Source organism: Mycobacterium sp. UNC410CL29Cvi84, from assembly GCF_000686745.1.
Lineage (GTDB): Bacteria > Actinomycetota > Actinomycetes > Mycobacteriales > Mycobacteriaceae > Mycobacterium > Mycobacterium mucogenicum_B.
Genome location: NZ_JMLM01000015.1, coordinates 1 through 11,861, shown reverse-complemented (window position 1 = coordinate 11,861; position 11,861 = coordinate 1). Strand labels below are relative to the sequence as shown.

The window sequence follows — 11,861 nt, the reverse complement described above, 5'->3', positions numbered from 1 at the left end:
GCAAAATTTGGTCCACTGTTGACTCTCCAATATGAACACGATCATAATTCGACTCAATTGATCCGCCCGCCAGGAGTCGTCCAATGCCGCCCGACACCCGCCAGTCGATGGTGCTCGCTGCCGTCGAGCTGTTGCGTGAACGCGGCGTAGACGGCGTCACGCTCGACGACGTGCTGAGCCGCAGCGGCGCACCGCGGGGCTCGATCTACCATCATTTCCCCGCCGGGCGTGCGCAGATCATCGACGAGGCCGCGCAGCTCAGCGGTGATGCCATCTCGCGGCTCATCTCCAATGCCGCGCCTGGTGGGCCGGCCGCCATTGTCGATGCGTTCACCGCGTTCTGGCGAAAGCTGCTGCAGCAGAGCGATTTCGCTGCCGGGTGTCCGGTGGTGTCCATTGCCGTCAGTGCTGTGCCGGGCTCGGCGCTGGCCCAGCACGCCAATCAGATTTTCCGAACCTGGCATCAGTTGGTCACCGATTGCCTGGTGGCCGATGGCCTCGACACCGCAGTCGCCCGCAGGCTGGCCACCATGTCGCTCGGGGCCATCGAAGGTGCGATCACCATGTGCCGCGCCACGTCGAGCCTGCAGCCGCTCGATGATGTCAACGCCGAACTGAAGCTGTTGTTGGCAGCCCGGTCACTCTTTGCCGCCGACGCACGTACTCCTAAGGGAAGTTGACATCATGGAGTGGACCGGTGCGGTGTACGCCGACGCCCCGACCGTCGAGGTTTCTACGTGGATCGACGCACCCGTGGCCCGGGTGTGGGAGCTGGCGTCGGACATCACGGTGATGCCCGAGTGCAGCCCCGAGTTGCAGCGAGTCGAGTGGCTCGGGGACTGCGACGCACCTTGTCTCGGTGCCCGTTTCGTCGGCCATAACAGTCATCCCGCACTCGGGGACTGGTCGACGGAATCCGAGATCATCGAGTACGAACCCCAGCAGGTGATGGCCTGGGCCATCGGCGACGCCGGCAATCCGACCGCAACCTGGCGCCTGAGCCTGCGCCCCGAGGGCACCGGAACCCGGCTCGTGGAATGGGCTCAGATGGGGCCCGCGCCGTCGGGGTTGTCATTGGCGATCGCCCGGATGCCCGACAAGGAGCAGAAGATCGTCTTCAACCGGCTCCGCGAATTCGAGTCCGGCATGCAGCGGGTCCTGGAACACATCAAGCAGCGGGCGGAGAGCTGATGCGCGCGGCGACGACGGTCGAGGCCGCCAGCTTCGGAAACTGGAACCATCAAAGACTTTTCGTCTCCGAGGCCGAGAAGATGGGCCTGGATATCTGTTGGGTCGCCGAGGCATGGGGATCCGACGCTCCGTCGGCACTCGGTTACTACGCGGCATGCACCGAACGGATGTTGTTGGGTTCGGGCATCATTCAGCTCGGTACCCGCACGCCGGTGGCGATCGCGCAGGCCGCGATCACGCTGTCGAATCTGTCGGGCGGCCGCTTCCTGCTGGGCCTCGGCGCGTCGGGACCACAGGTCATCGAGGGACTGCACGGCGTACCGTTCGCCAAGCCGCTGGGCCGGATGCGCGAGACCATCGACATCATCCGCCAGGCCATCGCGGGCGACCGGGTTTCGTACGCAGGCAAGCAATTCCACATTCCGCTGCCGGGCGGCGATGTGAAGCCGATGCGGTTGTCGATGCGGGCGGAGCACGAAATCCCGCTGTACATCGGCAGTCTCACGCCCGCGATGCTGCGGCTGACCGGCGAGGTCGCCGACGGCTGGCTCGGCACCAGCTTTGTGCCCGAAGGTGCGGACGACGCGTACTTCGCCCATCTCGATGACGGCCTCGCCCGCTCCGGCCGCACGCGGGCCGACCTCGACATCTGCCAGGGCGCCGAGGTGTCGTTCGCGCGTGACGCGGCCCATCTCAAGACGCTGATCGACGCCCGGAAGTCCGAGTTGGCGTTCAGCCTCGGTGGAATGGGCTCGGCCTCAACAAACTTCTACAACCAGGCGTACAGCCGGCAGGGTTGGGGCGAGGTCGCGGCGGCGGTCCGTGAACGCTGGCAGTCCGGCGACCGCGACGGCGCGGCGGCGCTGATCACCGACGAGATGATCTTGGCCACCACGTTGATCGGCACGGCGGACATGGTGCGCGATCGCCTGCAGGTGTGGTGCGATGCCGGCGTCGACACCGTCCGGATCTACCCGGCGGGCGAGACGCTCGAGGAACGGTTCACCACACTCGGTGCCGCCATCGACCTGGTGCATTCCATCAACCGGTAGCCCGCCGCGGCAACTCGCCCCGCGCACTACGTGTAGGCGACGTGGACCTGGTGGATGTGCCCTTCGAACGGGAAGGGTGCGCGTTCCCGGTAATCCATCGACACCGGCGACCCGAGGCAGGTGCCGATATCGAGGCAGTCGTTCGCGGTGAACAGCAGTGGCGCACTGATCGGAACCGTGCCGGATGCCACCTCTGAGCCGTCAACGGCGACGGTGATGTCCAGCGGGCCGCCGGGACGTAGTTCCGCGTACTGGGTCGTCACCGTGATGGTGTGCCGGCCGGGCGCGATCGCGGCCTCGGACTGAATCTTGGTGCGCTGCAGGATGAACAGGTTGTACTCGTAGCGGACGTGCCCGTTCTCGAGGTAGCAGGTCAGGCCGCCGGCGCCACTGCCAAGGGCGTACAGCACGCCGGACGCGTTCTCCGGGACGTCGGCGTCGATGGTCACCACGTTGTTCTTGTTACCGAGTGCTGGGGCGCAGAACTCGGGCATACGGATCATGTCGCCGGAGAACTGCCACTCCCGGAACGGCGGCGCGATGCGCAATTCCGGGTGGTAGACGGGAACCCACAGGCCGCCACCGATCGGCAGCACGGCGTTCCGGGCCGCTTCGATGGCGAACATCTCCCGCATCTGCGCGAGCTTGTCCGGCAGCTGTTCGGCGAGATCCTGGGCCTGCGACCAGTCTTCGTCCAGGTTGTACAGCTCCCAGACATCGAGATCGGGTGTCCACGTCGCGATGCCCGGGGGTTGTCCCGGGACCCACGGCAACCGCGGCCCACGCGCCGACGCGATCCAGCCGTCGTGATAGATCGCCCGGCTGCCCATGATCTCGAAATATTGAGTCTTCTTGCCGCCCGGGGCGTTCCGGTCTACCAGGGTGCGGGCGAAGCTGGCGCCGGCCAGCGGCATCTGCGGTTCGCCATAGACGGTGCGCGGCGGTTCGATGCCGACCACCTCATAGATCGTCGGCACGATGTCGTTGCAGTGCAGGAAGTTGTCGCGCGGCACGGCGTCGGCGGCGATCTTCGCGGGCCAGCGCACCGCCAGCGGATTGCGCGTCCCGCCCAGATGCGACGCCAACAGCTTCATACCCTTGTACGGCGTGCTGCCGGCCCAGGCCCAACCTGCGTGGTACTGGTTGTCGACCAGGGGAGAGCCGAGGACGTCGAGTCCGCCGAGCTCATCGAGTGCGTCGATGTGCTGACGGACGGTCGTCGGAATGCCGTTCTGCGCCAACAGCTCCGAGATGGTGCCGTTCTGGCCTTCACCCGAGGAGCCGTTGTCACCCCAGATGTACAGGAACAGCGTGTTGTCGCCGTAACCGAGGGCATCGAGCTCGTCGGCGATCCGGCCGACCTGCACGTCGACGTGCTCGGCGTAGCCGGCGGCGACCTCCATCAGACGACGCTGGAACGGCTTCTCGTCCTCGGGAATGTCCTCCCACGCCGGCAGGGTCTCATCGCGTTCCGTGAGTTCGCAGTCCTGCGGGATCCAGCCCTTTTCCTTGGCACGCTCGAACACCCGCTGGCGGTAGGCATCCCAACCGTCGTCGAACTTGCCGGCGTATTTGTCCGCCCATTCCTTCATGATGTGGTGCGGGCCGTGCAGGCAGCCGCTCGCCCAGTACATGAAGAACGGCTTGTCGGCGTTGAAGGCCTTGTGCCGGCGCAGCCACGAGATCGCGTCGTCCGCCAGATCTTCGGACAGGTGATAGCCCTCTTCGGGAGTCTTCGTCGGGGCCACCACCGTGGTGTTGCGGACCAGATTCGGCTCGTACTGAGATGCCTCACCGGCGAGAAAGCCGTAGAAGTACTCGAAACCCAAACCCGTGGGCCAGTTTTCGAACGGGCCGGCCGCCGTGGTTTCCTCTGCCGGGGTGTTGTGCCACTTGCCGAAGGCCGACGTGGCATAACCGTATTGTTTGAGGACTTCGGCGACCGTGGCACTGGACCGCGGAATCTTCCCCGCATACCCGTCCCAGTCGTTGGCGAGTTCGGCGATCTGCCCGTTACCGATCTCGTGATGGTTGCGACCGGTCAGCAGCGAGGCGCGCGTCGGCGAACACATCGCGGTGGTGTGGAACCTGTTGTACGCGACACCCTCCGCGCACACCCGGTCGAGCGTCGCGGTGGTCACCTCACCGCCCAGGGTGGACGGCAGCCCAGGACCGGCGTCGTCGATCAGGACGATGACGATGTTGGGGGTGTCGTCGTGCAGTCGCTTGGGGACCGTGCGCGGCTGGTACGTCGATTCCTGCAGCGTCCGGCCGGCGATGCTGGCGGATGGAACCGGCGGGAATGGCAACACGCCACCGTTCGGCAGTACCGGCGCCACGACACTCGCGTCAGACAACTCGACCCCTCATTTCCCCAGATGACCGCAAAGGATGTTCGGATAGCTGGCGTCTACTGTGCCGTACTCCACTGACGGTCGCGTAAGCGGGGGAGGTCTGTGCCGTGACGGGTCAGCCCTGGTAGCCGTCCAGGAATCCGGTGAGCCCTGACGGGGTGTGCGGACCGATGGCGATCTGTTCGACGACGCCGATCCCGGTGCGTTCGCCCATGGTCGCCTTCACGATGTTCTGCAGGTGCAGCGACGTGAAGTCCGTCGGATCGAAATCGTCCAAACGGATTGATTCCCGGCCGATTTCGTACTGGCCGTGATTCGAGCCGTGTCCCCAGTGCGGGTGCCAGTATCCGATGCCACGCATCCGGAACGTGTAGAGCTTCTCCAGTTCGATGTGGGTCTTGCCCTCGATGGGATCGGTGAACCACAGATGGGCCCGCAGGATTTCGCGCCGTCCCGGCTCCCAGTCGAGTTCGTAGCCGATGTCGTAGCACTCGCGTACCCCGACCCGGCTGCACGGTGACGCACCTTCCGGCAACGGGTCCAGGATCGCGGCGGTCTCCAGCCAGCGGCGCCCGTCCTCGTGCTCGTGGAACGCGTAGTGGGTGAATCGGTCTCCGAAATGCAGTGGCGCCCAGAGCCAGAAGACCTGGAACGGCATGGGTTGGCGCAACACGGCGAGTTGTTCGCCGACCGGCCGGATACCCCAGGACCGATCCCGGGTCCCCGGCACGTCGCCCGACTTGACCGCGAGTTCTTCGCCGTCGACGGTGATCGTCCCCTCCCACGACCCCCATTGCGTGAGCCTCGTGTGGTCGGTCAGCACGATGCCTTCCGCGGTGCGGCGCTGCTGACGCGGTTCCTCGACGGCCACGGTGGTGGCTCGGAACGTCAGGTCGCAGGAGATGTGCTGCTCGTTGGCTTCGACGACATAGCGGATGGTTCGTAGCGGTTCGATGACCTCGATGCGGAAGGGTCCAATGGTCGCCGACCGGTCCAGGGGCATCGCGCCCGATACGAAAATCGAATGCTCGACACCGTCTTTCACCACGCTGAAGGCCGCGTCGATGATGCCGCGAACGGGGTAGTGCCCCATCGCCGCGCCGAAGTAGAAATCGCCGTCACGCTGGTGGCCGTTGAACCAGTAGCGGTCGTAGTGGTTGGGGTCGCCGCTGGCCGGTACGCCGACGGGGTCGGCCGAGGCGTGGATCGGGTAGTCGTCGAAGGGCGTCAGCACGGGGCCGTCACCGCGCCGGTTCGTTGATCTTCACCAGCATCTTTCCGATGTTCGCCCCGGTGAACAGGCCGTTCAGCGCGTCGATGCTGGATTCCAGTCCCTCGTAAACGGTTTCGCGATGCACCAGCAGGCCCTGCTGTTCCCAGCCGCTCAGCGCGGCGAATGCCTCGTCGAACCGCGCCCATTCCTCGAGCGCGATGAAGCCCTGCATCGTCGAGGCCGTGGAGAGCAGGTTCACATAGTTGGACGGACCGGGGTGGTCGCCGTTGAGGTACGTGGTGATGATGCCGCACATGACCACGCGGGCCCGGTGGGCGAGGTTGCCGAGCGCGGCATTGAGGATGTCGCCACCGACGTTGTCGAAGTAGACGTTGATGCCGCCCGGACATGCCGCCTTCAACGCCGCCGGGAAGTCGTCGGCCTTGTAGTCGACGCAGGCGTCGAAGCCGAACTCCTCGACCACCACGCGGCACTTCTCCGGACCGCCCGCGATCCCGACGACGCGCGCGCCCGCGATCTTGGCGATCTGCCCGGCCACCGATCCGGTGGCACCCGCCGCGGCCGAGACCACGACCGTCTCGCCGGGTTGTGGCTTTCCGACACCCGTCATGCCGAAGTAGGCGGTCGCTCCGGTGGGGCCGTAGATCGACATCACCGCGAGTGGGTCGGTGTAGCCGACCACCGGCGTGCTGAACAGGTCGTCGCGGATGATCGCGTAGTCCTGCAGGCCGGTCAGTGTGGTGACCAGATCGCCGACTTTGTAGGCGTCGCAACGCGATTCGACGACCTCGCCGATGCCGGCCACGCGCACCACCTCACCGAGCTCCAGCGCCGGGAGATAGCCGGGTTCGCCGTCCAGCCAGGTGCGGGCGGCGGCGTCGACGCCGACATAGGTCGTCCGCAGCAGTGCTTCGCCCTCGGCGGGGACCGGTGCAGGCACCGTCACCATCTCGGTGTCGTCGGGGGAGACCAGGCCGTTGGGGCGGCGCCGCAGCAGGATCTGACGGTTATCTCGGTTCATCGTGTCGTTTCTGTGGGTACCGGTGAGTTTTCATATTGATTATTAAAAGTCCTCTCGGTTATCGTCAACCCCGAATGTGGAAGTGGTCGCCAGGAGAGTCCGATGAGCGTCAACAACGCAGCGCCCCGGCGGGGAAGGCCGCCGCGCATCGACCAGAGTGCCATCGCCGCAGCGGTTTTGGAGATCGGCACCGAGAACGCCACCATGCGCCGGGTCGCCGAGCATCTCGGCATCAGCCTGCCGGGGCTCTACCACCACGTGAAAAACCAGCACGACCTGCTGCGCTTGGCCACCGTCAGTGCCCTGACGAACTCACCGCCGCCGCGGTACGCCGGCGAGCACTGGGCCACCTGGCTCCGTGACTACGCGTCCTACATCCGGACGGTGCTGGCCGCCGAACCCGCGTTGGTGGAGAAGTTCGTCAGTGGCGCGGTCGGCCACGACGTCGAGATGGAGTACACCGCGGAGGCGGTCGAAGCGCTTGCCGCGCAAGGCTTGTCGCCGAGCGACGCCCTTGCGGTGTGGGCGTCGGTGAGCACCATGGCGGTCGGCAGCGTGACCGAAGCCCATCGCGAATACCTGTACTCCGAGAGTGGGCAGCCCTGGCTGGCGCGGATCCTCGCGCTCACCGCGAAGCGTTCACCGTCGGAGTTCCCGACGTTGCGAGCCATCGCGAAATCGGGTGACGACCCGTTCGGTGACGAGGCCTTCCAGCATCGAATCACGTTGCTAATGACCGGTATTGCGACGCATTACGGGCTGCCGCCGGAACCGGCCTAGCGCCCGTCGAACAGGCCACAACGCCGAAACGGCACTCCGGCAGAGCAAGTTTCGTGAACTTGCCTGCGGGAGTGCCGTTTCGGCGGAAGGCGGATCAGCTGCGCGGGTACGTCGGGTATTCGATGCCCGACAGGAACTGCACGACGCGGACGACCTGGCACGAGTATCCGAACTCGTTGTCGTACCAGCAGTACAGGATCGCCTGGTCGCCATCGACGATGGCGGCGTTCGCGTCGATGATCGACGCCGCACGCGAACCGATGAAGTCGCTCGAAACGGCGTCGGTCGCCGCGGTGTAGTCGAGGTTGCGGCTCAGCGGGCCCGACAGCGACGTCTCGCGCAGGTGCGTGAGCACCTCGTCCTTCGTCGTCTCCTTCTTGAGCTGCAGGCTCAGGATGGCGATCGAGACGTCGGGCGTGGGAACGCGGATCGAGTTTCCCGTGATCTTGGCCTTGAGCTCCGGCAGGGCCTTGGCGACGGCCGACGCGGCACCGGTCTCGGTGATGGTCAGGTTCAGCGGCGCGGAACGGCCACGACGGTCGGCCTTGTGGTAGTTGTCCAGCAGGTTCTGGTCGTTGGTGAACGAGTGCACCGTCTCGACATGGCCCCGGATGATGCCGAACTTCTCGTCCATCGCCTTGAGCGGCGGCACGATCGCGTTGGTGGTGCACGACGCACACGAGAAGATCTGCTGGCTGACGTCCTGGCCGAGGTGGTTGACGCCGTGCACGATGTTCGGCACATCGCCCTTGCCCGGTGCGGTCAGCACAACCTTGGAGATGCCCGGACGCAGGTGCTGCTCGAGGCCCGCGCGATCGCGCCACTTGCCGGTGTTGTCGATGAGGATGGCGTCGTTGATGCCGTACTCGGTGTAGTCGACCTCAGAGGGGTCGTTGGCGTAGATGAACTTGACGACGTTGCCGTTGGCGATGAGGAGGTTGTTCTCCTTGTCGACCTTGATGGTGCCGTTGAAGTGGCCGTGCACCGAGTCGCGACGCAGCAGCGAAGCGCGCTTCTTCAGGTCGTCGGCGCCACCGCTGCGGACCACGACGGCGCGCAGATTCAGACCGTTGCCGCCGCCGGCCTTCTCGACCAGCAGTCGGGCCACGAGGCGACCGATCCGGCCGAAGCCGTAGAGCACCACGTCACGCGGGCCTTGCGGCTCGGCCTTGTTGTCACCGGTGACGTCGGACAGCGCGTCGGCGACGAAGTCGGCGACCGAGAGGCCACGCTCGTCGGCGCGGTAGGCGTGCACCAGCAGGCCGAGGTCGATCTTGGCCGGACCCAGGTCCAGGTTCGCCAGCGCCTCCAGGAACGGGAAGGTCTCGACCACCGACAGCTCTTCGCCGGCGATCTGCCGAGCGAAACGGTGGGTGCGCAGGATGCTGATCACCGACTTGTTCACCAGCGACCGGCTGTGCAGCAGGACGGTGACGCCGCGCGTGCGGTGCAAGGTGCCGACGATCGGAATCATCGCCTCCGCCAGGGCTTCCTGGGTGTTCCAATTGGCAAGTTCTGGTGTATTCAACTCATCTGTCCTACGGGTCGCTTGGCCGATCGCGCTGAGCAGCGCATTCATGTTAGCGATCGGCATTTCCGGTTCTGCAGGTCGTCCCGCTGGCAGGGCGCGTAGGGGTTGACAGGCCCGTCGGCACGTGCGCCGAACAGGCGCTCACCCAGGTGTTTCAGCGCGCGGCGGGCTGGATCCGCCGCAACACCGGCACCAAACCGGCGAGCGCCGCGATGTTCGCCACCACGATCAGCGCCATCGTGTAGCCGGGGGAGATGTCGTAGACGGCACCGAGCAGGCCGCCGGCGATCAGCAGTGCGACGCCCCGAAGCAGCGCCAGCCAGCCGAACGCGATGGCCCTGATGTTTGCCGGCACGAGCTCGGTCACCACCGATTTCACCGTGGAGTCGAGCACGCCGTTGACGACGCCCCAGACCGCGACGCCGATCCAGACGAGAGTGCGGTCCCCGGTGAACGCGATGGCCGAGCACGCGGCGGCGAGCGGCACCGCTAGCAGCACGATCGGTCCGCGCTTGTCGTACACGCGGCCCATCACCAGACCCGCCGCGCCGTCGACGGCCATCGCGATCGCGAACAGGACCGGCACCTGGGCATCGGTGAGCAGTCCGGTGCGTTGGGCGTGGAACGCGAGCAACGGGAACGAGGCGACGCCGCACGACAGCAGACCGATGGTGACGACGTACTGCCAGAACTGCACTGGCAGGCGTGGCTTGGGGGCGGCGGGCCGGGGTTCGTCTGTCGGGGTCGCGGGCGCGGCATGCACCTGCTCGTAGTCACGTGGGTCCGGAACCCGGAACCGGAGCCAGCCGAGGAGGACCAGTACCAGCACGCCAGGGACGATGAGCACGCCGAACGCCAGTCGGTAGTCGCCGGCGTGGGCGCTCAACACGGCCGCCAGCAGCAGCGGCCCGGCGATGGCGCCGGTCTGGTCGAGGGCCTGGTGCACGCCGAACGCGCTGCCGCGACCCGTGCTCGTCGACGCATGCGACAGCAGCGTGTCCTTCGCCGGAGAGCGCACCGCCTTGCCGAGACGCTCGGTGCCGTACAACAGCAGCGCCGGAACGAGAGAGCCGGTGACGCCGATCAACGGCACGCTCAGCACGGTCAGCGCGTAGCCGGTGATCGTCCACGTCCAGTAGTGCTGGGTGCGCGACACGGCATAGCCGGCGACGACGCGCAGTCCGTATCCGATGAATTCGCCTGCGCCGGCGACCAATCCGACGACAGCGGCGGACGCGCCAAGCGTCGCCAGATAGGGGCCGATGATGCTGCGGGCGCCTTCGTACACCATGTCGGCGAACAGGCTGACCACGCCGAAGACGAGGACGAAGTGCCAGGGCTTGAGTGGTCGGCCGGTCACGCACCGATTGTGCACGGGACCCGGCGGCGATACCTGGCACGTGTCGGACCCGTCTGGCATAATCGAACATATGTACGAACCAGTGGGGGTCGGGGCCGGCGGTGTGTCGGTCCACGATGCCTCCGTGGTCGATGCCATCGCGCACAGTGCCCGGGTGGAAGCGCGGGCCGCGAGCCTGCGCTTCGGTGCAATCGCCGACCTGGTCACGCTGCGTGTCGACGATCAGGGTGATCGGCAGTGGTGGGCCTGTGACGGCTGGGATGCCGCCACGGCAGAGGTGGGTGCGGCGTTGGGGATCGGGAAGCGCGAGGCGTCGGGGCAGATGGCCACGGCCCTGGCGTTACGGTTCCGCCTACCTCGGGTGGCGGCGGTGTTCGCCGACGGGAAGGTGTCGGCGGGGACGGTCGGCACGATCTGCTGGCGCACCCGGCTGGTGGAGGACCCCAACACGCTCGCTGTCATTGATGCCGCGTTGGCGGGGGCGTTGTGTGAGTGGGTGGGGTTGTCGCGCAAGAAGATTGAACGCAAGATCGACGGCTGGGTGCAGAAGTTCGATCCGGCTGCGGTGATCAAGGTGCGCTCGGCTGCCCGCCGCCGCGGGGTCGGGATCGGCAAACCGGACGATGAGACCGGGGTCGCGTCGATCTGGGGTGCACTATTGGCCACCGATGCCGAACTGCTGGATCGGGTGCTGACCGAGATGGCCCGGCAGGTGTGCGAGAACGATCCCCGCACCTTCGGGCAGCGCCGCGCCGACGCGCTCGGGGTGTTGGCGGCCCGCGGGGATCGGCTGGCGTGCCAGTGCGGCAATCCCGACTGCCCGGCCGCCGGGCAGGATGCCCGGGCCACCGCGGTGGTGATCCACGTGTTGACCGATTCGCTGCCGGTGCCGATGGCGGACCCGCTGCTCAGTGGGGACCCGGCCGCGCCGCTCGTACCGCCTGCACCTGCCCCGCCTGAGCCGGTGTTCACACCCGAGACTGCGCCCGAGCGTTTCTTCACAGCCGAACCTGAGCCCGCGCCGGCGGATGCCATAGCGCCCGTGCCCACGCCTGAGCCGGCACCGGCGGCCGACTCGCGGCCCGCCGAAGCCCCGGCGCCTCCCGTGTTCGAACCGACCGGCGACACCGCGCCCACGCCCGCGGCTGAGTCGACGCCCAGTCCCGCTCCGGTAGCCGGTGTCACTAAGCCCCCGGCGCCGGTGCGCACCCCGGTCGGTTATGTCCTCGGCGGCGGCGTAGTGCCACCGGCGGTGCTCGCGGACTTGGTGGCCCGCGGCGCCAAAGTCCGCACCGTCGCCTCAGCCACCGATCTGGACGCGGTGCCGCGCTACCGGCC

Annotated in this window: 10 protein-coding genes; 5 read left to right on the top strand and 5 right to left on the bottom strand. The window is 66.8% G+C overall.

Going from position 1 to position 11,861, the window contains the following annotated elements:
• Positions 1-83: 83 nt before the first annotated feature.
• The 3 genes from BR47_RS0120775 to BR47_RS0120765 are packed head-to-tail and all read left to right on the top strand — an operon-like array spanning position 84 to position 2,243.
• On the top strand, positions 84-680 hold the full coding sequence (locus BR47_RS0120775) for a TetR/AcrR family transcriptional regulator (protein ID WP_029120665.1): 597 nt from the start codon (positions 84-86) through the stop codon (positions 678-680).
• Positions 681-684: 4 nt separating this feature from the next.
• Entirely contained in the window at positions 685-1,191 is a 507-nt protein-coding gene (locus BR47_RS0120770; RefSeq protein ID WP_020100476.1) for an SRPBCC family protein, read from the top strand.
• A complete protein-coding gene (locus BR47_RS0120765; RefSeq protein ID WP_029120664.1) occupies positions 1,191-2,243 on the top strand; it encodes an LLM class flavin-dependent oxidoreductase in 1,053 nt (350 codons plus the stop codon). The genes BR47_RS0120770 and BR47_RS0120765 overlap by 1 nt, the downstream gene beginning before the upstream one ends.
• A 26-nt stretch (positions 2,244-2,269) precedes the next feature.
• On the opposite strand, the gene BR47_RS0120760 is transcribed toward BR47_RS0120765, so the two are convergent.
• The 3 genes from BR47_RS0120760 to BR47_RS0120750 form a co-directional block, all read right to left on the bottom strand.
• Positions 2,270-4,600, bottom strand: a complete 2,331-nt coding sequence (locus tag BR47_RS0120760) for an arylsulfatase (RefSeq protein ID WP_036427629.1) — start codon at positions 4,598-4,600, stop codon at positions 2,270-2,272.
• A gap of 112 nt (positions 4,601-4,712) precedes the next feature.
• Positions 4,713-5,831, bottom strand: a complete 1,119-nt coding sequence (locus tag BR47_RS0120755; RefSeq protein WP_029120662.1) for an Rv3169 family protein — start codon at positions 5,829-5,831, stop codon at positions 4,713-4,715.
• A 7-nt stretch (positions 5,832-5,838) separates the two neighbouring features.
• On the bottom strand, positions 5,839-6,852 hold the full coding sequence (locus BR47_RS0120750; RefSeq protein ID WP_029120661.1) for an NADP-dependent oxidoreductase: 1,014 nt from the start codon (positions 6,850-6,852) through the stop codon (positions 5,839-5,841).
• A 102-nt stretch (positions 6,853-6,954) separates the two neighbouring features.
• Here BR47_RS0120750 and BR47_RS0120745 point away from each other — a divergent pair, with 102 nt between their 5' ends.
• Positions 6,955-7,632 carry a TetR/AcrR family transcriptional regulator C-terminal domain-containing protein gene (locus BR47_RS0120745; RefSeq protein WP_020100471.1) on the top strand — a complete coding sequence of 226 codons (678 nt, stop codon included), beginning with the start codon at positions 6,955-6,957 and terminating at the stop codon, positions 7,630-7,632.
• Between the two features lie 94 nt (positions 7,633-7,726).
• Here the strand turns inward: BR47_RS0120745 and BR47_RS0120740 are convergent, their stop codons facing one another.
• Complete coding sequence (locus tag BR47_RS0120740) at positions 7,727-9,160, bottom strand: glyceraldehyde-3-phosphate dehydrogenase (RefSeq protein ID WP_029104996.1); 1,434 nt, start codon at positions 9,158-9,160, stop codon at positions 7,727-7,729.
• Between the two features lie 157 nt (positions 9,161-9,317).
• Positions 9,318-10,523: an MFS transporter gene (locus BR47_RS31030; protein WP_036427628.1), complete on the bottom strand. Its 1,206-nt coding sequence runs from the start codon at positions 10,521-10,523 to the stop codon at positions 9,318-9,320.
• A 70-nt stretch (positions 10,524-10,593) separates the two neighbouring features.
• On the opposite strand from BR47_RS31030, the gene BR47_RS31025 reads away from it, so the two are divergent.
• On the top strand, positions 10,594-11,861 hold a 1,268-nt coding region (locus tag BR47_RS31025), incomplete at its 3' end, for a DUF222 domain-containing protein (RefSeq protein ID WP_081831355.1).

Excerpts from the sequence above, each read along its gene's own strand:
- BR47_RS0120775 (WP_029120665.1), top strand. The coding sequence starts at position 84 with ATGCCGCCCGACACCCGCCAGTCGATGGTGCTCGCTGCCGTCGAGCTG.
- BR47_RS0120770 (WP_020100476.1), top strand. The coding sequence starts at position 685 with ATGGAGTGGACCGGTGCGGTGTACGCCGACGCCCCGACCGTCGAGGTT.
- BR47_RS0120765 (WP_029120664.1), top strand. The coding sequence starts at position 1,191 with ATGCGCGCGGCGACGACGGTCGAGGCCGCCAGCTTCGGAAACTGGAAC.
- BR47_RS0120750 (WP_029120661.1), bottom strand. The coding sequence starts at position 6,852 with ATGAACCGAGATAACCGTCAGATCCTGCTGCGGCGCCGCCCCAACGGC.
- BR47_RS0120745 (WP_020100471.1), top strand. The coding sequence starts at position 6,955 with ATGAGCGTCAACAACGCAGCGCCCCGGCGGGGAAGGCCGCCGCGCATC.